This is a genomic window from Pseudomonas sp. GV105, from assembly GCF_003058185.1.
Lineage (GTDB): Bacteria > Pseudomonadota > Gammaproteobacteria > Pseudomonadales > Pseudomonadaceae > Aquipseudomonas > Aquipseudomonas veronii.
Genome location: NZ_QBUF01000006.1, coordinates 394,076 through 415,476, shown reverse-complemented (window position 1 = coordinate 415,476; position 21,401 = coordinate 394,076). Strand labels below are relative to the sequence as shown.

The 21,401-nt window shown below is 61.4% G+C and carries 21 protein-coding genes and 2 pseudogenes; 13 read left to right on the top strand and 10 right to left on the bottom strand.

Translation table 11 applies throughout. The features are described 5' to 3' along the window. The 9 genes and pseudogenes from C8K66_RS31630 to C8K66_RS14580 all read right to left on the bottom strand — a co-directional run. On the bottom strand, positions 1–176 hold a 176-nt coding region (locus C8K66_RS31630), incomplete at its 3' end, for a hypothetical protein (RefSeq protein WP_165933324.1). Positions 177–335: 159 nt separating this feature from the next. Next, a pseudogene (locus C8K66_RS31625) lies at positions 336–434 on the bottom strand (hypothetical protein); the annotation flags it as partial. Positions 435–562: 128 nt separating this feature from the next. Then, positions 563–1,126 (bottom strand): hypothetical protein, encoded by a 564-nt coding sequence (locus tag C8K66_RS30600; RefSeq protein WP_132849944.1) that lies wholly within the window; start codon positions 1,124–1,126, stop codon positions 563–565. A gap of 77 nt (positions 1,127–1,203) precedes the next feature. Next, a pseudogene (locus C8K66_RS31620) lies at positions 1,204–1,562 on the bottom strand (RHS repeat-associated core domain-containing protein); the annotation flags it as partial. A 6-nt stretch (positions 1,563–1,568) separates the two neighbouring features. Continuing rightward, a complete protein-coding gene (locus tag C8K66_RS14600; protein ID WP_132849943.1) occupies positions 1,569–2,243 on the bottom strand; it encodes a hypothetical protein in 675 nt (224 codons plus the stop codon). Next, positions 2,228–6,571 carry an RHS repeat-associated core domain-containing protein gene (locus tag C8K66_RS14595; RefSeq protein WP_108525175.1) on the bottom strand — a complete coding sequence of 1,448 codons (4,344 nt, stop codon included), beginning with the start codon at positions 6,569–6,571 and terminating at the stop codon, positions 2,228–2,230. The genes C8K66_RS14600 and C8K66_RS14595 overlap by 16 nt, the downstream gene beginning before the upstream one ends. A 266-nt stretch (positions 6,572–6,837) precedes the next feature. Beyond that, entirely contained in the window at positions 6,838–7,068 is a 231-nt protein-coding gene (locus C8K66_RS14590) for a cytochrome C oxidase subunit IV family protein (protein ID WP_057004353.1), read from the bottom strand. A 7-nt stretch (positions 7,069–7,075) separates the two neighbouring features. Beyond that, entirely contained in the window at positions 7,076–7,639 is a 564-nt protein-coding gene (locus C8K66_RS14585) for a cytochrome c oxidase subunit 3 (protein WP_017849347.1), read from the bottom strand. Next, complete coding sequence (locus C8K66_RS14580) at positions 7,623–8,399, bottom strand: CbbQ/NirQ/NorQ/GpvN family protein (RefSeq protein ID WP_017849348.1); 777 nt, start codon at positions 8,397–8,399, stop codon at positions 7,623–7,625. The genes C8K66_RS14585 and C8K66_RS14580 overlap by 17 nt, the downstream gene beginning before the upstream one ends. A gap of 327 nt (positions 8,400–8,726) precedes the next feature. Between C8K66_RS14580 and nirS the strand changes: the two genes are divergently transcribed. The 11 genes from nirS to C8K66_RS14520 are packed head-to-tail and all read left to right on the top strand — an operon-like array spanning position 8,727 to position 17,504. Then, a complete protein-coding gene (gene nirS, locus C8K66_RS14570; RefSeq protein ID WP_226926353.1) occupies positions 8,727–10,268 on the top strand; it encodes a nitrite reductase in 1,542 nt (513 codons plus the stop codon). A 24-nt stretch (positions 10,269–10,292) separates the two neighbouring features. Continuing rightward, positions 10,293–10,607: a c-type cytochrome gene (locus C8K66_RS14565; RefSeq protein WP_046383072.1), complete on the top strand. Its 315-nt coding sequence runs from the start codon at positions 10,293–10,295 to the stop codon at positions 10,605–10,607. Positions 10,608–10,623: 16 nt separating this feature from the next. Beyond that, positions 10,624–10,941, top strand: a complete 318-nt coding sequence (locus tag C8K66_RS14560; protein WP_017849352.1) for a cytochrome c — start codon at positions 10,624–10,626, stop codon at positions 10,939–10,941. Further along, the gene (locus C8K66_RS14555) at positions 10,938–12,107 is read left to right on the top strand and encodes a cytochrome D1 domain-containing protein (RefSeq protein ID WP_108525173.1); all 1,170 of its coding nucleotides are present in this window, start codon (positions 10,938–10,940) and stop codon (positions 12,105–12,107) included. The genes C8K66_RS14560 and C8K66_RS14555 overlap by 4 nt, the downstream gene beginning before the upstream one ends. Before the next feature lies 1 nt (position 12,108). Next, positions 12,109–12,567, top strand: a complete 459-nt coding sequence (locus C8K66_RS14550) for an Lrp/AsnC family transcriptional regulator (protein WP_017849354.1) — start codon at positions 12,109–12,111, stop codon at positions 12,565–12,567. Positions 12,568–12,590: 23 nt separating this feature from the next. After that, positions 12,591–13,079, top strand: coding sequence for an Lrp/AsnC family transcriptional regulator (locus C8K66_RS14545; protein WP_032804989.1), 489 nt, complete (start codon positions 12,591–12,593; stop codon positions 13,077–13,079). Further along, positions 13,072–13,515, top strand: a complete 444-nt coding sequence (locus C8K66_RS14540; RefSeq protein ID WP_046383070.1) for an Lrp/AsnC family transcriptional regulator — start codon at positions 13,072–13,074, stop codon at positions 13,513–13,515. Before C8K66_RS14545 ends, C8K66_RS14540 begins: the two co-directional genes overlap by 8 nt. Then, positions 13,490–13,990 (top strand): Lrp/AsnC family transcriptional regulator, encoded by a 501-nt coding sequence (locus C8K66_RS14535; protein WP_017849357.1) that lies wholly within the window; start codon positions 13,490–13,492, stop codon positions 13,988–13,990. Before C8K66_RS14540 ends, C8K66_RS14535 begins: the two co-directional genes overlap by 26 nt. 12 nt (positions 13,991–14,002) lie before the next feature. Then, a complete protein-coding gene (gene nirJ, locus C8K66_RS14530) occupies positions 14,003–15,184 on the top strand; it encodes a heme d1 biosynthesis radical SAM protein NirJ (RefSeq protein ID WP_017849358.1) in 1,182 nt (393 codons plus the stop codon). 44 nt (positions 15,185–15,228) lie between these two features. Then, the gene (gene cobA / locus C8K66_RS14525) at positions 15,229–16,053 is read left to right on the top strand and encodes a uroporphyrinogen-III C-methyltransferase (RefSeq protein WP_017849359.1); all 825 of its coding nucleotides are present in this window, start codon (positions 15,229–15,231) and stop codon (positions 16,051–16,053) included. After that, complete coding sequence (locus C8K66_RS14520; RefSeq protein WP_057004357.1) at positions 16,050–17,504, top strand: cytochrome D1 domain-containing protein; 1,455 nt, start codon at positions 16,050–16,052, stop codon at positions 17,502–17,504. The genes cobA and C8K66_RS14520 overlap by 4 nt, the downstream gene beginning before the upstream one ends. Positions 17,505–18,313: 809 nt before the next feature. Here C8K66_RS14520 and C8K66_RS14515 read toward each other — a convergent pair. Beyond that, positions 18,314–19,087 (bottom strand): L-iditol 2-dehydrogenase, encoded by a 774-nt coding sequence (locus C8K66_RS14515; RefSeq protein ID WP_108525171.1) that lies wholly within the window; start codon positions 19,085–19,087, stop codon positions 18,314–18,316. 268 nt (positions 19,088–19,355) lie between these two features. Here C8K66_RS14515 and C8K66_RS14510 point away from each other — a divergent pair, with 268 nt between their 5' ends. Further along, a complete protein-coding gene (locus C8K66_RS14510; RefSeq protein WP_108525169.1) occupies positions 19,356–20,294 on the top strand; it encodes an AraC family transcriptional regulator in 939 nt (312 codons plus the stop codon). A gap of 155 nt (positions 20,295–20,449) precedes the next feature. Continuing rightward, the gene (locus C8K66_RS14505) at positions 20,450–21,397 is read left to right on the top strand and encodes a nucleoside-specific channel-forming protein Tsx (protein ID WP_057004359.1); all 948 of its coding nucleotides are present in this window, start codon (positions 20,450–20,452) and stop codon (positions 21,395–21,397) included. Positions 21,398–21,401: the final 4 nt, after the last annotated feature.

Genomic DNA, 21,401 nt, shown 5'->3' with positions numbered 1-21,401 from the left:
ATCGGCTTGCCGAGCAACTGGTTGAGGTCGATGTTGGCGTCCAGGGAGGTCAGTTGCAGCTCATAGGCGAACAGCCGACCCAACTCTTCGCCGCCACCCATTTGATTGAGCAACAGCACGTCCGGCCCGAGGGGGCTGGTGATTTTGGCCAGGCGTGAGGTTTGGTTGAATAGCATCGGTTAACCCGTAAATTGCGTAATAGCTGAAGAAACCGGCTGCAAATGTGGGAGGGGGCTTGCCCCCGATAGCAGTGTGTCAGTTGATGCATCTGGTGACTGATTCACCGCCATCGGGGGCAAGCCCCCTCCCACATTTAAACCGCATTCCAACAGTCGTTATTCGGTGTCGCTGAAGTCGTAGTGCAATTCATTATCCCGGCTACTGATCCGCACACCCGCCAGCGCCTTGCCTTCGAGCATGCGCGTGAGGAATTCATGCAATTCAGAACCGTCTTATTTATGCCTTTTTGCACTAGCTTAAGTGGCCGAAAAATAAACAGACTAAATAACAAATAGACCTATCCCGTCTTACGCGCCTGGGCGATAAGCGCTGAGTGATAGTCTTAGTCATTAGGCATAAGAACCTCACTAATATCAGCGCCTCTTAATTTTAATGATTTTATTGCGCTCTTTATTTCAAGTGCGGTTTCGATGCCGAGAATAATGGCCGGGCTTTTTTCTTTCCCGCTACCGAAGCCAATACTTGTGAAAAACATTCCATATTCTAGACGCTTCCCAGTTTCTTGATAGAAACTCGGGATGGGAACCACACAGTCAAAATATTGACCACACGTACTACAGAGATTTTCCAACTGTTGAGCACTGTATTTGATGATTTTTTGAGGCCGCATCATGAATAGCTGATTTTTTTCATTGACTAATGAAAATCCAACACTCAATTTTAAATTTTCGATGTATTCCTTGAAACGTAGCGACGCGATGAAGCGCCCATCATAAGTTGCACCAATATCAGCCTTGTTTGGTGTTTTCAGTTCTCTAGGCAGATAGCTTTGATCAATGCAGCAACCACAGGTTTTGCAAAAAATACTATCAGGTGCTCCATCAAAAAAGTACGCGTGATTATCTATAGCGCTTAAGTTGTAGGCAATGGTTAAGAACTGAGTCACTACTTTAGCCCCTGGTGTTGTGTGAAGAAGTCAAAAATAGCATCTTTGTATTATGCACCTTTCCTTTTGTCGGAAAAATTTAACCCATCCATCAAGTCAATGTGGTCGATTGTGGTAAACTTCCCCACATCCGAATCATAAAACCTAAACATATTAAAATGCAGCCCCGCCTCCCGATCCAGATACTGCTCCTGAAACCGCAATTTCTGTTCTTCAATGTAATATGGCTCACGCACTTCCTCCAACGTATTGCCCCACACTCGATAAGTCGCCCGCCAGATGTCGTGGCCGTCGACCTCGGTCAGTTGTTCACGCAGCCCGTTGAGATCGGTGGGTAGTAGCGGACTTTCTACAGCGCCCCACTACCGTCGATGCGAGCCAGGAAGACATGGCCTTCGTCTTCGTAAATATTGAGGCTGGTCTGGGTGTGCTTGTGTTACCTTTAAACTAAATATCGATAAAAAAGCTCGACCTCATGCGGATCTTCAAGCGATTTTAACGCCGCCTTGTAGTGCTCCTCAACTCTCTGCTTGAGCCCCTCAGTAGCGAGTAAGTATAGAGCAGGGTACACGGTATTGGAGCGAATCCATTCATTTGAATCTACTTCATCAAACCACTTGAGTGCTAACTCAACGCTGGTCAGTAACTGCTCTTTCCAGCCCGGCTTTTCATCCGGAGTTTCGAATGAATATAGCCATATCGAAAACCTCTCATTGAAGTGCTGAAGTGATTCGCTGGATTCCTTCAGTATCCGCCAATCGGTCAGTTCGGCGACAACCTGATTGGATGTGCGAGTTTTTATAGATTTCTCTATAATTGATTTTGACCAACTTTCCGGATACTCGAACTTGTCATCTCTCAGTGCCTTTTCAAGGACTGTATTCACATGCACCATCAGTGTCGGATCGAGAAGCTGCAGCGTCAAGTGGAGAGAAAACCATCCTTTTTGCTTGGAAAGCCCCATTGAGTAGCGCCTGATTCGACCCTTATTGTCGGTTTTTTCAAAAAAACGGTCTTTTTTTTGCGTGAACCCATGGTTTTCAAACGTCTCAGCTATACCTGAGGTCAGTAATTTCAACATATTCTCGACACTTCCAATCATTACGGCAGCCTCCATAGTGGCACCCTAGCCTCACTCACAGTAACACCTGTTGCTTTTTTCCCGGAATGCCCAAATACCCCCTGCCCATTAGTGATGACTTTATCTTTTGCAAGCTGGGCTTTAGAGCGTATTGCACGGCCTGATTTAACTTCGACAGAAATGATTTTTTGTGTTTTGTTATTTCTTATTAAAATATCTACGTAGCGGCCCCGCCCTGCGCCTGGCGTTCTTACATAAACCTGCCTACCGAGCACGGTAACATTAGGGTTTTTCATGAGCCTCTGATAAACCAGGTTCTCCGCTGCTAAACCATTGACCTTATTCTGCCGTCGCTGTGCAGCGGAGCATGCCCAACCCAATGGGTCTATCCATCCCGAAGGATTAGGAGCGTATTGATAAAGGTTGAACCCACCCATCAAGTCAATAGGGTCGGTTGTTGTAAAGCGACCCACATCCGGATCATAAAACCTAAACGTATTAAAATGCAGCCCAGTCTCCCGATCCAGATACTGCCCCTGAAACCGCAAATTCTGCTCTTCAATGAAGTAAGGCTCCCGCACCTCCTCCAGCGTGTTGCCCCACACCCGATAAGTCGCTCGCCAGACGTCATGGCCGTCGGCCTCGGTGAGTTGCTCCGGCAAGCCGTTCAGGTCGTTGTGGTAATACCGCACGCGTTGGTATTCACCTTCGCCGTCGACCCTGGCAAGAGGCTCGTAACTGTCGCCATCGTAGAGATAAAGGCTGGTCTGACTGTGTTTATGCTCCTGCAACAACCGCAGGCCATCCCAGGTGAACCGGGTTTCGCCCAGCGGATAGCCATCGCTGTCATGTTCAGTTTTTTCAATGCGCCGACCCAGCGGGTCGTAGGCCATCCTGACCACGCTGCCGTTTTCATTGCGCACTTCAATCAACCGGCTTTCGGCGTCGTAGGCAAAGCGCTGCAAACCACGCACAGCGCTGCGCTTTTCAACCATTCGCCCAAAAGCGTCGTAGGTATAGCGCTTGTCTTGATACGTCAGCAGCCGGTTATGCCGTACCAGGCCGCCTTGTTGTGGCCCGTCGAGCAGGTTGGCCGCCGCATCGTAGGCATAGGTTTCGATCCGACCTATCTGTTGGCTGACGAGGATACGTCCGCTACTGTCGTAGGCCAGGTGTTCTTGGCGGTCGGTACGGCGGCGTCCGATCAGGTTGTCGCTGGGGTCGTAGCTGTAGTGGGTTTCGACCAAGGGCGGCAACTGCCACGGTTGGTCGATGCTGCGCCGCTGGCGTGAGCGGACCCGGCCACTGCGGTCATAGTCGGTATTTGTTCTGAGTTGACCCTGAGTGCGTTGCAGTTCGCGGTGCAGGCGGTCGCGTTCGAAGTCGCTGATGACGTGGCCGTCGAGATTCAGCTGATGCAGATGACCGCTGCCGTAGTACAGGCGATTGAGCCAGCGTCCGTCAGGCAAGTGGGTTTGAGTCAGGTTGCCCAATTCGTCGTAATGGTGTTGCAGACACCCCGCCGAGCTGTGTTCTTCAAGCAGTTGCCCCAGCGCGTCATAGCTAAAGCCAAGTGCTTGCTCGCGACCGTCGAGAGCGGTGAAGGTGACCGCGACCAGTTGGTCGTTCAGGTCGTGCTTATAAACGGTGGTGCCGTCGGCGGTGACTTTGCTGACCAGGCGCCCGAGCGGGTCGCGTTGGAACTGGTGTGTCAGCGCGTCTACCGGCTCGCCTTCCCTTCCCGGCAGGTAACCGACGGCGACGACGTTATCCAGCGGGTCATAGGTATAGCAGCGCCGACTGTGGTCGAGGTCTTGTTGCTGCACCAGGCGATCGGCCGCGTCCCACTCAAAGCGATAGCTTTCGCCATTTTCATTGGTCAGTTTCAGCAGTCGCCCGTAGGCGTCGTGATCGAAGGTGACGCAGCGGTTGTGCGCGTCCCAGCGCTGTTTGACCTGGCCGCGCCGGTCGTAGGCATAGCGGGACGTGTTGCCGGCGGGGTCGACATAGCCCGTCAGATAACCACTGGCGTTGCGCTGGAAATGCTCAAGGCGCCCGTCCGAAAGTCGGCATTCCAGCAACAACCCTTGCGGGCTGTACTGATAGCGCACCGACTCACCTTCAGCATTGGTGTGCACCAGCACATTGCCGAACGCATCGTACTGGTAGCCGGTGGCGTGGCCCGAGCAATCCACTTCCTCGATCAGTTGGCTCCACTCGTCCCAGTGCAGCTTCCGGATTTTGTCGGTGGCATCGATGATCTGCACCGGCTGGCCGAAATCGTCGTAGACATAGCGGGTGCGGTTGCCCAGCGGATCGATCTCTTCGATGCAGTTGCCATGCCGGTCGTAGCGGTAATGCCAACGGTTACCCGCCGGGTCGGTTTCCACTTCGGGCAATGCCCAATGCGCCAGCCACTGTGTGTTGCTGATCCTGGCCAGTGGATCGGTCACTGCGCTCAGGTTGCCGGATTCGTCGTAACTGAAGCGCCATTGGCCGTTTTGCGGATCAATCGCGCCGAGCAATTGGCGATCTTCACTCCATTCGAACTGCCAGGCATGGCCCAGGTTATCGACGTAGCGGGTGATCTGGTACTGCGGGTTCCAATAGCGGGTGCTGACCCGTTTCAGGCCATCGGTGACACGCGTAATACCGGCATCGAGGTCGTAGTCGAAGGTGAATTCATCGCCGGCATCGGTCCAATGCCGGCTGACGCGCCATTCCTCGCCATGCGGGCCAGGCACTGCGTGCCATTGGTAGAAGCAACGCAAGCCACTCGGCAGTTGGTGTTCGACCATGCGCCGCGCGCGGTCGTAAGCAAAACGTCGTTGGCTCGTGCCTTGTGCGTCGAGGACTTCGGCCAGGTCGCCGTGGGTGTCGTAGCGATAGCTGACCAGCACGTCGCTGCGCCCAGCAAAATGTTGCCGATGCAGGTAACGGCGCTCGATATGGCTCACGCGCCGCGGATGCTCGACGGTGTAGCTCACGTCGACATGCATCAGCGCATGGCTGTCGCGCAGGCGACACAGGCGCCCCTGGACGTCGTAATCCAGAAAGATGCGCCCTTCGTTACGATCACCCAGCAAATGCAGGCGCATCCGCAAGGAGTTCAGAGGGTCGGGCTCGAAGAGCCGATACAGGCCGTCGATACTTTCGATCAGGATGGCGCCGTCGGCGCTGCGCCTGACCGCAAGGCCTTCGCCGGGGCTGAAGGCGCCGCCTGACAACGGGATGTAGCCGATGTCTACGCGGCGCCCCTGTTCGTCGATGTAGGTGAGGTGTTCATCTTGATCGATCTCGACGGCGACCTCATAGGCAACGCTCCAGCCGGCGCCGAAAAGGCCTTCGTGGCGTTGATCGAGGCTGCTGTAGAAGCGCTGCCAGTCGATGGGGAGCAGGCCTGGCAGGACGAAGTCCAGTTCTTCTTCGGCGCCGAGGATTTTGGCCCCGGTCGGGCTATGCACCGGGTTGGGCGAACCGTTGACCGCGCTGTTGAGTGCCGAGGTGAGCTTGCCGGTTCCATACGCCACGGCCCCGCCCGCCAGCGCGCCGCCGGCCAGGCACGGCAATTTGCTCCAAAAGCCTTTCACATTGCCGCGTAGCGCAAGCAGCGCGGCAATCGCCAAGCCGACGCCCGGTGTCTTGCCACTGCGAATTTCGCGCACCACGACGGGGTCGCCACCGATACGCACATCGGCAGAAATCAGCCCCTCGACGCTGCCGATCTTGGCGTCACACGTGCTGCGGTCACCGCTGCGTGCGGCCGGTTGCCCGTTGATGAAGACCGAACTGGAACCCTCGGCAATAAATTGCTCGGGCATGGGCGGGTGCTTGGTGCAGGCGACCGTGTCCAGCGGACACGGCACGGTACCGGCAGCGGATGTGGCGACCGTCGGGCGCCACAGTTGTGAGAAAAATCCCTGTGCGATGTCCAGAAAACGGGGGGCCGGTGGCTCACTGGGCGCGATCGGCACAGCCATCATCTGTCCGGCGGCCCGGGCCGCTGGTTTGCCATTGATGAAAACGTCGTTTGAGCCGCTGGTGATAAAGGCCTCGATCACCGGCGGAAAAACCCAGTTGGCGGCGGTTTCGCACCAACTGGAGATCTTCACGTCAGCCCCCGAGAGCCCGGCGCTGATCCCCACCACCGCGCCGACCGCCAGTCCCAGGGCGACGCATCCAACGCCACCTGTGGCAATGGTCACGCCGGTCGCTGCGGCAATCAGCGCGCCAGCGGCCAGGCAGCCCACGGACGTGATGGCGGCATAGGCGGCGACTTCCAGCACACCGCCGAGAACATCGGCCATCATTGAGGTGTGCAGCAGCGCGTCGCCTTCGCGGGCGGCCCAAAACGCGTCAGTCATGACCAGCAATCCCTGCCTGAAAAGGCCGGAATCAAATCACGCGACTAACGTGTTGCTCAGGTGAGACTTTCCGAGGGAGGCGTAAGAATTTTCCCAAAGCAGGCGGAGCGGAGGTGCCTGCGATGCAGACATCTCAGTCCATCAGGTCCACCCAGGCGATGCCATCGCAGGCAAGCCAGCTCCCACAGGTGACCGGGCCCGGCTTCCAGGATCAAGTCGGCTATAAGGCCGCCTCGCTTTGGCTTTTGATCTTGGGCGCTCCGAGCCTAGACAAGCCCCACCACCAACACCAGAACCACCGGCCAGCCCAGCACCAGAGCGCGCCAGAACCTGGGAGCATGCCGCAACTCCATGAACCCATCGGCAATCAGCCACGCCTTGACCACCGCCAGCAGCAAAACCGCCAGCCACAGCCCGGAGCCGCCGGCGAGCACGGTGCCGACGCTGAGCACGACCAACGTGGCCCAACACACGATCAGCCCTTGGGAAATGGACATCAGTACCTCATCCAATCACGTAAACCAACGGAAACAGCACCACCCACACCAGGTCCACCATGTGCCAATACAGCACCCCCGACTCCAGCCCGCCGACCGACAGCCCGCCGCGCCAGCAGCCCAGCGCCAGCCACGCGAGAATCACCATGCCCAGCAGCACATGCAGGAAATGGAACCCGGTCAGTAGCCAGTACAAGGTAAAAAACGTGCTGTGCTCCAGGCCCAACCCGGCAGCGCCGAGGTGGGCGTACTCGGTGAGTTTGATCGCCACGTAGACCAGCGCCACCAACAGCGCCGCGACGAACAAGCCGGCGCCGCGCCGCCAGCGCTGCAATCGCACCTGCTGCAACGCCAGCGCGGCGAGCAACCCGGCGGTCAACAGGCTCAAGGTCATCGCCAGCCCGGTGGAGGTGTCCAGTTGCGCGCGCCCTTCGGCAAACACCTCAGGCTTGAGCACCTGGGTCACGGCGAACGCGAGGATCAGAATCGCGAACACCGACAACTCGGCAAGGATGAAAAACCACATCGCCAGGTCGCCCGGCAGGCGGCGCGGTTCAGGCAAAGTACACATCGACCACGTCCATCAAGGCGGTCACGGTGTGCGGGTCGTCCGTCAGCGCCTCGGCCAGGCATGCCAGGCAGGCTTCACGAATGGGCATGCCGGCGGCGATCAGGCGCGCGGTGAAAATCAGCAGACGCGTGGAGGCCACTTCTTCCAGGTCGTGTTGATCGAGGCGACGCAAGGCCTGGCCGAGGCGCACCACCTGGGTCGCCAGGGCAAGGTCCACCTGGGCCTCGCGCGCCACGATGCGCGCTTCGCCCTCGACGGCCGGGTAATCGAAGCGCATCGCGACGAAACGCTGGCGGGTGCTGGGTTTCATGCCCTTGAGCAGGTTCTGGTAACCGGGGTTATAAGACACCACCAGCATGAACGACGGCGGCGCCTTGACCACTTCGCCGGTGCGCTCCAGGTACAACTCGCGGCGGTCGTCGGCCACCGGGTGCAGCACCACGGCGGTGTCCTGGCGCGCCTCGACCACTTCGTCCAGGTAGCAGATGCCGCCTTCGCGCACGGCACGGGTCAGCGGGCCGTCCTGCCACCAGGTGCCCTCGGCGCCGATCAGGTGACGGCCGATCAGGTCGGCGGCACTCAGGTCGTCGTGGCAGGCCACGGTGTACAGCGGCAAGTTCAGACGATGCGCCATGTGCTGCACGAAACGGGTCTTGCCGCAGCCCGTGGGGCCCTTGATCAGCACCGGCATGCGGTGGCGCCAGGCGTGTTCGAACAGCAGGTGTTCATTGTCCAGGGGTTGGTAGAAGGGCTCAGTCATGACAGGCATCCACAGCGGGTTTGATGGCCACGCTAAGGGCGCCTGCGACAACCTGGCAAGCACCGCCCGAGACAAACTTGATCGTGATCAAGCGAAGTTTGCGGTGCTGCCCCCTAGTCTGGCCCCGCACGAAGAACCTGCGCCCCGCACCGTGTTGCGAGGCAACGCAAAGGTCCCGCCTGAGGAGTAAATGGAATGCTGACTCGCAACAGAAAACCCTTCACCCTGAGCCTCGCCGCACTGAGTTGCGCGTTGGCCTTGGCACTGCCCTTGAGCGCCCATGGCGCACCCCAGCCGGCCGAAGTGAAAACCGCCGGCGCGCCGGACATGAGTCAGGCCGACTTCGACACCTCCAAACAGATTTACTTCGAGCGCTGCGCCGGTTGCCACGGCGTGCTGCGCAAGGGTGCCACCGGCAAACCACTGACACCGGACATCACCCAGGCCCGTGGCCAGGCCTATCTGGAAGCGCTGATCACCTACGGTTCCCCCGCCGGCATGCCGAACTGGGGCACCTCCAATGCGTTGACCAAAACCCAGATCAGCCACATGGCCAGTTTTATCCAGCACACCGCGCCAACCCCGCCGGAATGGGGCATGGCCGAAACCCTCAAGACCTGGAAAGTGCTGGTCAAGCCCGAAGACCGTCCGAAGAAACAGCTGAACGATCTGAACCTGGAAAACCTGTTCTCCGTCACCCTGCGCGACGACGGCAAGATTGCGCTGATCGATGGCGACAGCAAGAAAATCGTCAAACTGATCAACACCGGCTATGCCGTACACATCTCGCGGATCTCCGCCTCGGGCCGCTACCTGCTGGTGATCGGCCGCGACGCCAAGATCGACATGATCGACCTGTGGCCCGCCGAACCGACCAAGGTCGCCGAGATCAAGGTCGGCATCGAGGCGCGCTCGGTGGAGACCTCGAAATTCAAGGGCTACGAAGACAAGTACGCCATCGCCGGTTCCTACTGGCCGCCACAGTTCACCATCATGGACGGCGAGACCCTGGAGCCCAAACAGATCGTCTCCACCCGCGGCATGACCGTCGACAAGCAGGAATATCACCCCGAGCCCCGTGTCGCGGCGATCATCGCCTCCCACGAATGGCCGGAGTTCATCGTCAACATCAAGGAAACCGGCAAGGTGATGCTGGTCAATTACCAGGACATCAAGAACCTCACCATCACCACCATCGACGCCGCACCGTTCCTGCATGACGGTGGTTGGGACAGCACGCACCGCTACTTCATGACGGCGGCCAACAACTCGAACAAGGTCGCGGTGATCGACTCCAAGGAACGCAAGCTCACTGCCTTGGTCGAGGTCGGCAAGACCCCGCACCCAGGCCGTGGCGCCAACTTCGTACACCCTACCTACGGGCCGGTCTGGGCCACCAGCCACTTGGGCGACGGCGGTATTTCGGTGATCGGCACCGACCCGATCAAACACCCGCAATACGCCTGGAAACAGGTGGAATCGCTCAAGGGCCAGGGCGGCGGCTCGCTGTTCATCAAGACCCATCCCAACTCCCGGCATTTGTATGTCGACACCACCCTCAACCCCGACGCCAAGCTCAGCCAGTCGGCCGCGGTGTTTGACATCGACCATCTGGACAAGGGTTACACGGTGCTGCCGATCGCCGAATACGCCGGGATCAAGCAAGGCGCGTTGCGCGTGGTGCAGCCGGAATACAACAAGGCCGGCGACGAGGTGTGGTTCTCGGTGTGGAACGGCCAGACCGAGGAATCGGCGCTGGTTGTGATCGACGACAAGTCCCTGAAGCTCAAAGCTGTTATCAAGGACAAGCGCCTGATCACCCCAACCGGAAAATTCAACGTCTACAACACCCAACACGACATTTATTGAGCCCCATCAACACAAGGACTTCCGATGAAAAATACTCTCCTCGCACTGCTGACCTGTGCCGCCGCATTCAGCCTGCAACCGGCCTTCGCCCAAGACGGGCTGGCCTTGTTCAGCAGCAAACCCTGCGTCGGCTGCCACATGGTTGACAGCAAACTGGTGGGGCCGGCCTTGAAGGACGTCGCGGCCAAGAACGCCGGGGTGAAAGACGCCGCCGTGACCCTCGCCAGCCACATCAAAAACGGCACCCAAGGCAACTGGGGGCCGGTTCCGATGCCACCGAATATGGTGACGGAAGACGAAGCCAAGGTCTTGGCCGAATGGGTCCTGACCTTGAAATAAGCACAAGGAGCGCGCCATGAATGCATCGATGATCGGTACGGCCATGGCGCTGTTCCTGCTGATTCCCACGTGGGCGCTGGCCACACCGGACGCCGCCCGCCTCGAACACCTGCTGACCCAGGACTGTGGCGCCTGCCACGGCCTGTACCTCACCGGCGGCCTGGGTCCGCCCCTCACCCCGGCGGCCCTCGCCGGGCAAAGCCGCGACAGCCTGACCGCCACCATTACCTATGGCCGCCCTGCCCGCGCGATGCCCGGCTGGGCGCCGTTGCTCAGTTCCAGCGAGATCGCCTGGCTGGTCGAACGCCTCTTGCAAGGAAGCCCCGCACCATGATGCGCCCCACTCTTCTATCGCTGTGCCTGCTGCTCGGTGCCTGTGCCCAACCGCCGCTGCGCGGTACTGGCGACCTGGGCCTGGTGATCGAACGCGCCAGCGCCAGTGTGCAAATCATCGAGACCAGCGGGATGACGGAGCTGGGCCGGATCGACGGCTTGGGCGACCTGTCCCACGCCTCGGCGGTGTTTTCCCGCGACCAGCGCTACGCCTACATTTTCGGCCGCGATGGCGGCCTGACTAAAGTCGACCTGCTGCGCCAACGCGTTGAAAAACGCATCATCCAGGGCGGCAACAGCATCGGCGGCGCCATCAGCCAGGATGGCCGCCTGATTGCCGTGTCCAACTACCAACCCGGCGGGGTCAAGGTGTTCGATGCGCAGACCCTGGCTCAGGTGGCCGACATTCCCGCCACGCCCCTGGCCGACGGCAAACGCTCGCGGGTGGTGGGCCTGGTGGATGCGCCCGGCCAGCGCTTCGTGTTCAGCCTGTTCGACACCGGCGAGATCTGGAGCGCCGACTTCAGCCAGGGCAACACCCCGCAGATCACCCGGTTCCGCGGCATCGGCGAACAACCCTACGACGCGCTGATCACTGCCGATGGCCGTTACTACATGGCCGGGCTGTTCGGTGAGGACGGCATGGCCCAGCTCGACCTGTGGCATCCCGAGCACGGGGTCAAACGCGTGCTCGCGGATTACGGGCGCGGCCAGGCAAAACTGCCGGTGTACAAGATGCCCCACCTCGAAGGCTGGGCCGTGGCCGACAACCAAGCCTTCGTGCCCGCCGTCGGCCATCACCAGGTGCTGGTGATGGATGCGCGCAGCTGGCAGCAGACCGCCGCCATCGACGTCGCCGGCCAACCGATTTTCGTCACCGCACGCCCCGACGGGCGCCAGCTGTGGGTCAATTTCGCCTACCCGGACAACGACCGCGTACAGGTGATCGACACCGAGACCCACAAAGTGGTGGCCGACCTGCGCCCCGGTCCCGGGGTGCTGCACATGGAGTTCACCGGGCGTGGCGAACAGCTCTGGCTGTCGGTGCGCGACGGTGAGCAGGTGCAGGTCTGGGACCCGTACCGCATGACCTTGCTCAAGACCTTGCCGGCCTTGAGTCCCAGTGGAATTTTCTTCAGCAGCCGCGCGCAAAAAATGGGGTATTGAGATGGACCTTGACCTGCTTAGCCGTCAATTGATCGAACGTTACCAGCACGGCATGCCGCTGTGCGCCGAACCTTATCGCGAAATGGCCCAGGTGCTGGGCTGCAGCGAGGCCCAATTGATGACGTGCCTGCACCGCCTGGAACTGGCCGGTTCGCTGTCGCGGGTCGGCCCGGTGTTCGAACACACCCGCGCCGGCGCCAGCACCCTGGCTGCCCTGGCGGTGCCGGTCGAACGCCTGGAACAGGTGGCACGGCGCGTCAGCCAGTACCCGGAAGTCAACCACAACTATGCGCGCGAGCATCAGTACAACCTGTGGTTCGTGTTGACCGGCCCACACCGTCAGCACCTGCGACAGATCCTCGACGAGCTGGAACAAGACACCGGCCTCATTCCCCTGGATCTGCCGATGCTCACCGCCTATCGCATCGACCTCGGGTTCTCCCTGGGAGCGCATCCGTGATCATCCCGCTGAGCCAAGAGCAAATGCTCGACCTGCGCCAATGCCTGGAACGCGGCTTGCCTCTTGTCTCGCGGCCCTACGACAACCTCGCCGAACAGATCGGCGCGCATCACGACCAGGTGTTGCAGCAGATGCAGCAATGGCAGGACCAGGGCCTGTTCCGCCGTGTCGGCCTGGTGCTCAATCACCGCGCCCTGGGCTTTGTCGCCAATGCCATGCTGGTGCTGGACGTGCCCGATGCGCTGGTGGACGAAGTGGGCAACCGCCTGGGCCGCGCACCCGGTGTCAACCTGTGTTACCAGCGCCCACGCCGCCTGCCGCAGTGGCGCTACAACCTGTTCTGCATGGTGCATGGCCGCGAACGCAAGGAGGTCACGGCGCATATCCAGCGGATGCTGGAACAGCAGCAACTGAGTGACCTGCCGCACCAGCTGCTGTTCAGCACCCACGCCTTCAAGCAATGCGGCGGGCGCTTTACGCCGCCGTCGTCGCAGGTATGGGCCCATGGATGATCTCGACCGGCGCCTGATCAATCGCCTGCAACACGGCCTGCCGCTGGTGCGCGAACCCTGGCGGCAGGTGGCGCAGGAACTGCACAGCCACCCGAGTGAAGTGCTCGACCGCCTGCACGACCTGCTCGAAGACGGGGTGCTGACGCGCTTCGGGCCGATGTTCGATGTCGAACGCCTCGGCGGCGCCTTCACCCTGGCCGCGCTGGCCGTACCCGACGCGCGCTTTGACGCGGTCGCCGAACAACTCAACGCGCTGCCCCAGGTGGCCCACAACTACCGCCGCGAACACCGCTGGAACATGTGGTTCGTGCTGGCCTGCGGCACCGAGGCCGAACTGGCCGCCACGCTGTCCCGCATCGAGACCCTGACGGGGTTGGCGGTGCTCAATCTGCCGAAGGAGCAAACCTACCATGTCGGTCTGTATTTCCCGGTCTGACCACCACCTGGCCCTGCGCCTGGTCGCCCTCACCCAGGGTGGCCTGCCGCTGCTGGACGATCCCTGGGCCTGGCTCGCCGAGCAGTTGGGCATCAGCGTCGAGTCGACCCTCGACTTGCTCAAGCACCTGCAGGCTGAAGGCGCGATCCGGCGTGTCGCCGCCGTGCCCAACCATTACCGCCTGGGCTATCGCCACAACGGCATGACCGTGTGGGACGTGGCCGACGTGCAGATGCCGCGCCTGGGCGAATTGATCGGTGCGCAGCCGTTTGTCAGCCATTGCTACCGCCGCCCGCGCCGTCCCGACTGGCCCTACAACCTGTTCGCCATGGTGCATGGGCGTAGCCGCGAGGAAATCGACAGCTACCGCGAACACCTGCGGTTCCTGCTCGGCGATGCCTGCCGCGGCGACGAGATGCTGGTGAGCAGCCGCATCCTGAAAAAAACCGGCCTGCGCCTGACGCCGGCACCTTAGAAGGAGCGTCCTATGCTACGGATCAGTCAGTACCTGCGTACCCTGGCCGGAAAATGCCCGCCGCCCCGCACCTCGCCGCCCGGCAAGGAGCGGCCGCCGGTGGTGATCTGGAACCTGCTGCGGCGTTGCAACCTCACCTGCAAACACTGTTACGCCACCAGCGCCGACAGCGTGTTCCGCGATGAACTGGACACCCCGGCGGCGCTCCAGGTGATCGACGATTTGCACGCGGCCGGGGTGCGTGTGCTGATTCTGTCGGGCGGCGAACCGCTGCTGCGCGCAGACCTGTTCCAGCTCAGCGCCTATGCCCGGGACAAAGGTTTTTTCGTCGCGCTGTCGAGCAACGGCACGCTGATCGACGAACACAATATCCAGCAGATCACCGACGCGCGCTTCGACTATGTGGGCATCAGCATCGACGGCCTGCAGGCGACCCACGATGCGTTTCGCCAGTTGCAGGGCAGCTTCCAGCGCTCGATGCACGCCATCCGTCTGTGCCGCGAGGCCGGCATTCGCGTGGGCCTGCGCACCACCCTGACCCAGGAAAACCATGGGCAGTTGCCGCAACTGCTGGCGCTGATGCGTGACTACGATGTGCAGAAGTTCTACCTGTCGCACCTCAACTACAGCGGGCGCGGCAAACGCAGCCGGCAGTTGGACGCGCACCGGCAGATGAGCCGCGATGCGATGACGCTGATTTTCCAGCAGGCCTGGCACGACATCGAAAACGGCGTCGACAGTGACTTCGTCAGCGGCAACAACGACGCCGACGCCGTGCTGTTGCTGCAGTGGGTCCACCAGCATCTGCCCGAGCATTACCCGCAGTTGGAACACCTGCTGCACGGCTGGGGCGGCAATGCGTCGGGCAGTGGCATCGCCAATATCGACAACACCGGCGAGGTACACCCCGACACGTACTGGTGGCAGCACTCGGTGGGCAATGTGCGCAACACCACGTTCCGCCAGCTCTGGCTGGACCGGCCCGACCCGTTGCTGCTGCGCCTGCGCGAACACCCGCGGACCATCGGCGGGCGGTGTGCCGAGTGTCGCTGGCTGCCGATCTGCAACGGCAACACACGCACCCGCGCCTGGGCCAACGGCGACCTTTGGGGCCCCGATCCGGGTTGCCACCTCAGCGATGCCGAGATCGCCCTGCAGCCTCGCAACCTGATCCCTTGCTCGACCACCCGGTGACACAACCGGGGGCAGCCTACCTGATGATGTATCAAGGACGTCTCATGCACACTCCGACCACCTTACCTGCCAGTTTGCACAGCCCCTTCCACCCCGGCGAAGTCGCCTTGGTGGGCGCCGGCCCCGGCGACCCGCGCCTGCTGACCCTGCGGGCCTGGAGCCTGCTGATGCAGGCCGATGCGGTGGTCTTCGACCGGTTGATCAGCGCCGAGATGTTGGCGCTGATCCCGCTGACCTGCGCGCGCCATTACGTGGGCAAGGCCAGCGGCTGTCACAGCCTGCCGCAGGATCAACTCAATGAACTGCTGGCCGAACTGGCCGACCAGGGGCAACGGGTGGTGCGCCTCAAGGGCGGCGACCCGTTTATCTTCGGCCGTGGCGCCGAAGAGCTGGAATACCTGCTGGCCCGAGGCGTGCCCTGCCAGGTGGTGCCGGGCATCACCGCCGCGTCCGGGTGCAGCGCCTATGCCGGCATCCCCCTGACCCACCGCGATCTGGTCAACTCCTGCCGCTTCGTCACCGGGCACCTGCAACGCGACGGCGCGTTGAAGCTGCCTTGGGCCAGCCTTGCCGAGCCGAGCCAGACGCTGGTGTTCTACATGGGCCTGTCGAACCTCGCGCTGATCGCCGAACACCTGGTGGCGGCGGGCCTGCCGGCGGACACCCCAGCGGCGCTGATCAGCAACGGCGCGCGAGCCGACCAGCAGGTGGCCCGTGGCACCCTGCGCCAGTTGCCGACGATGGCCGCCGACTGCGAACCCGGTGTGCCGACCCTGACGGTGATCGGCCATGTGGTCAACCTGTTCGCCGGAGCCGCCCTGCACTTCCCCGCCAGCCTGTCGCCGGCCCGCGAAGCGGTGGCGGTATGAAACGCCTGCTACTGCTGCCCTTGCTCTGGGCCGCCGCCGCCCACGGCACGCCGGCCGAGGACTACCAGCGTCACTGCGCGAGCTGCCATGGCGTCAACCGCATCGGCGCCAGCGGCCCGGCGTTACTGCCGGAAAGCCTGGGGCGGATCAAGCCGGAGGAAGTGCGCAAGGTCATCGAGCAAGGGCGCCCGGCCAGTCAGATGGCGGCGTTTGCACCACAGTTGAGCGCTGCGCAGATCGACGGCCTGGCGAATTTCCTGCAGCAACCGCCTGCCACACCGGCGACCTGGAACGAGCAGGACATCCATAACAGCCACACCCTGCTGGCAGACCTGAGCCGCTTGCCGACTACGCCTCAGCATCACGCCGACCCGCTCAACCTGTTTGTGGTGGTGGAGTCCGGCGACCATCACATCGACATTCTCGACGGTGACACCTTTGCCGTGCTGGACCGCTTCCCGACCCATTTCGCGGTCCACGGCGGGCCGAAATTTTCCCCCGATGGGCGCTTTGTGTACTTCGCCTCGCGCGACGGCTGGATCAGCCTGTACGACCTGCACAACCTCAAGCTGATCGCCGAAACCCGCGTGGCGCTCAACACCCGCAACCTCGCGGTGAGCAAGGACGGGCGCTGGGTGCTGGTGGGCAATTACCTGCCGGGCAACCTGGTGGTGCTGGATGCCCGCGACCTGTCGCTGGTCAAGACCCTCGACACCGCGTCGCGGGTCAGCGCGGTGTACACCGCTCCGCCGCGCAACAGCTTTATCGTGGCACTCAAGGACGTGAATGAAGTCTGGGAACTGTCCTATGCCGCCGCCCGGCCCAGCTTCGAACCCCGGCGCATCCAGGCCCAGGACGTGCTCGATGACTTTTCGTTTTCCCCGGATTATCGCCAACTGGTCGCCACCTCACGCAAGGCCGGCGGCGGCCAGGTAATCGATCTGGACACCGGCCACGTGGTCACCGACATCCCACTGTCCGGCATGCCGCACCTGGGCTCGGGGACGTATTGGCAGCGCAACGGTGAGTGGGTGTTTGCCACGCCCAATATCAGCAAGGGGCAAATCTCGGTGATCGACCTCAAGACCTGGAAGCTGATCAAGCAGATCCCCACCCTCGGCCCGGGCTTTTTCATGCGCAGCCATGCCAATTCGCGCTATGTGTGGAGCGATGTGTTTTTCGGGCCGGACAACGATGCGATTCACCTGATCGACAAACAGACCCTGGAAATCGCCCACACCCTACGCCCAATGCCGGGCAAGACCGCCGCCCACGTGGAATTCACCCGCGACGGCCGCTACCTGTTGCTGAGCATCTGGGCCAACGATGGGGCGTTGATCGTCTATGACAGCCAGACACTCAAGGAGATCAAGCGCATCCCGATGAACAAACCGTCGGGCAAGTACAACGTGGGCAACAAAGTCGAATTTGCCGAAGGCACATCACACTGAACCTCGCGCCGGGCACCTGCTCGCCAGCGAGGAAACCCCGGCATGGGTTGAAATGGAAATCGACAACTCCCACAAAGAGACCGCGCTGCGGGCGGACATGGCGATCTACTGTGGGAGGTGTCGAGCCCCGGCGAGGCTGCGATGGGGCCGGTACTGCTGACAGTTTTGCTGCCTGACAGCCCGCTATCGCAGCCTCGCTGAAGCTCGACAGCTCCCACAAGGAGACCGCGCTGCGGGCGGACATGGCGATCTACTGTGGGAGGTGTCGAGCCCCGGCGAGGCTGCGACGGGGCCGGTACTGCTGACTTTTTTGCTGCCTGACAGCCCGCTATCGCAGCCTCGCTGAAGCTCGACAGCTCCCACAAGGAGACCGCGGTGCGGGCGGACATGGCGATCTACTGTGGGAGGTGTCGAGCCCTGGCGAGGCTGCGATGGGGCCGGTACTGCTGACAGTTTTGCTGCCTGACCGTCCGCTATCGCAGCCTCGCTGAAGCTCGACAGCTCCCACAAGGAGACCGCGCTGCGGGCTGACATGGCGATCTACTGTGGGAGGTGTCGAGCCCTGGCGAGGCTGCGACGGGGCCGGTACTGCTGACATTTTTGGCGCCTGACCGTCCGCTATCGCAGCCTCGCTGAAGCTCGACAGCTCCCACAAGGAGACCGCGCTGCGGGCGGACATGGCGATCTACTGTGGGAGGTGTCGAGCCCCGGCGAGGCTGCGACGGGGCCGGTACTGCTGACAGTTTTGCTGGCTGACAGCCCGCTATCGCAGCCTCATGCTCGTTCCCACATGTTGATCGGTGTATGACCTAACTCATCCAGTTCCCGCCATCGACGTTGTAGGTCTGGGCGACGACATAGTCGGCGTCCTTCGACGCGAGGAAGATCGCCATACCGGTGAGGTCTTCAGCGGTGCCCATGCGTCCGAACGGCACCTCGTCGCCTACTCGCTGCTTCTTCTCGCCCGGCGCCAGGCCTTCGTGCTTGGCGAACAGTGCGTCCACCCCGTCCCAATGCTCGCCGTCGACCACGCCCGGGGCGATGGCGTTGACGTTGATGCCCTGCTTGATCAGGTTCAGCCCCGCCGATTGGGTGAGGCTGATCACCGCCGCCTTGCTCGCGCAGTACACCGCGACCAGCGGCTCGCCACGCCGCCCCGCCTGGCTGGCCATGTTGATGATCTTGCCGCCGTGGCCCTGGCGGATCATCTGCCGGGCCGCGGCCTGCAGGGTGAACAGGGTGCCGGCGACGTTGATCGAGAACAGCCGCTCGACACTCTCGCGGGTGATGTCGACAATCGGCGCCAGATCGAACAGCGCCGCGTTGTTGATCAGAATATCCAGCTGGCCGGCATGGGCCACCACGGCGGCAATCGCGGCGTCGATCGACGCCTGGTCGGTGACGTCCATTGCCACCGCGTAAGCCTGCGGGCCCAGTTCGGCTGCTGTGGCCTGGGCCCGCTGCAGGTCGATATCGGCGATGGCAACCGTGGCGCCTTCATGGATATAGGCCAGGGCAAAGGCGCGACCGATGCCTCGCGCCGATCCGGTGATCAGCGCGCTCTTACCTTCCAGTCGTTTCATGGGGTGCGTGTCCCTCGGGCATTGATGGGGGATAACCGGCGCGTTTGATCTCGTGCTCGGCGGTGTCCACCGCTTGTTTTTATGGTCGAGGGCCGATTACAGCAGCTTGGCCGGGCCCTCACAAACCCGTGGCGAATGCCCGACCGATACTTTTTTAACCGCAGGCCCGGAATCAAAAAAGTATCAGTACCGGGCGAAAGCTTCGGTAGCGCGGCTGTCGCCAACACGCGTATTTTGGCGCAATTCCCCAAGTACAAGAGGCATCACCATGCCCATCAGCCGCGCCGAGTTGTTCGAACACCGCCCCGCCGAACTCGAAGTGATCCTGCCCGAGCCGGAACACTGTTTTCGCTGGTTCGAACATGACTACCCCTACGAACTGGCGCGCTGGAATCACCACCCGGAATTCGAGATCCACCTGATCCGCCAAGGCAGCGGCAAGTTGGTGGCGGGCGATTACATCGGCGCATTCGGTGCCGGGCATGTTGCGCTGATCGGCCCGGACCTGCCCCACGACTGGATCGGCGACCTGGCCCCCGGCGAACACCTGAACGGCCGCGATGTGGTGCTGCAATTCGATGGCAGCGCCCTCCTCGCCCTGCGCAAGACCCTGCCGGAACTCGGCGACGTGCAGCCGTTGTTCGAACAGGCCCGGCGCGGCCTGGCATTCAGCGGCGAAACCGCTGTGCAAGCGGCCCGCCTGCTGGAAGACATCGGCAGCGCCCACGGCCTGCAACGCCTGATCCTGTTCCTGCAACTGCTCGACACCCTCAAGAACGCCCCGCCGCCGCAGGTGCAGGCCCTGGCCAGCCCGTGCTATGCGCCGACCCTGGACGCGCGCAGCGCCGAGCGCATCAACAAGGCGTTCGACTACCTGATGCGCGAATTGACCGGCGATGTGCGCCTGTCGGTAATCGCCCGGCAACTGGAGATGAGCGAAGCGGGCTTCTCACGCTTCTTCAAGCGCAACACCGGTCACGGTTTTATCGACCTGATGCGCAAGTTCCGCATACAGCGGGCGTGCCGGCTGTTGCTGCAAAGCGAGCTGTCCGTGGCGGCGATCTGCTTTGAAGTGGGCTACGCCAACCTGTCCAATTTCAACCGGCACTTTCGCATCGAAATGCACCAGACGCCCAGCGAATATCGGCGCGAAACGGCCATGCACCTGTTCCAGCGCAGCGAAAAAATGACACCGCGTCAATACTGACCAAATGGTCGATTAATTAGGATTTTTCCCAAGCTATTCAGCCCATTGAGTAAAGTTGGTACAGCTTGTGCAAACGTTTGCGGAACGAACTTGGCCGCCAAGTTCACCTCAACCCGAAGAATCGGGTCTAAACCGCAACTGAATAGGGATTTTCAATGCACTCCACCTCAAGGCATTCCGCTTCCTTTGGTGTTTCCCTGCTATTGAGCGCCGTTACGGGAGTACTCAGCCCGCCCATTCTGGCGCAGGAACAACCCGTCGATGACTCAGCACAGGGCGAAACCCTGAGCCCTGAAGCCAGCCCGGCGAAAAAAGGCGTGTACCTGTCGGACTGGTTCAACCAGGACCTGACATTGATCGGCAGCAAAGACATCAGCTTCGGCCCCAAGCCGGCCGATGACGTCTACCTGGAATACGAGTACTTCGGCCGCAAGGGTCCCTTCGAGCTGTACGGTTATATCGACGTGCCGAAGATTCTCGGCATCGGTAACAGTAATGACAAAGGCGCATGGGATCATGGCTCGCCGCTGTTCATGGAGCACGAGCCACGGATCTCCATCGACTACCTGGCGGGGCGCAGCCTGGCCATCGGCCCGTTCAAGGAATGGTACGTGGCCTTTGACTGGATCTACGACCACGGCAGTAACACCGCCAACCGTGCCAACACGCTATACAGCGGCCTCGGCACCGACATCGACACCCACTCGCGGGTCAACCTGTCGGCGAACTTTTATGGGCGTTACCAATGGGAAAACTATGGCGCCAGCAATGAATACGCATGGGACGGCTACCGCGCGCAGATGAAGTACATTGTGCCCATCGACACGTTCGACAACGGCGCCTCGCTGACCTATATCGGCTTCACCAACTACGATTTCGGCTCGGACCTGCACAAGGACAACCCGGCGCGCACCGCCAACGCGCTGGTGGCGACCAACGTGCTGCTGTACTCGTTCACCCACCTGCGCTTCACTCTGGTCGGTCGTTACTTTCACAACGGCGGTAACTGGGAGGATGGCAGCGAGCTGAATTTCGGCGACGGTAACTTCCGCGCCCGCTCCAACGGCTGGGGATACTACGCCGGCGTAGGCTACCAATTCTGATCAA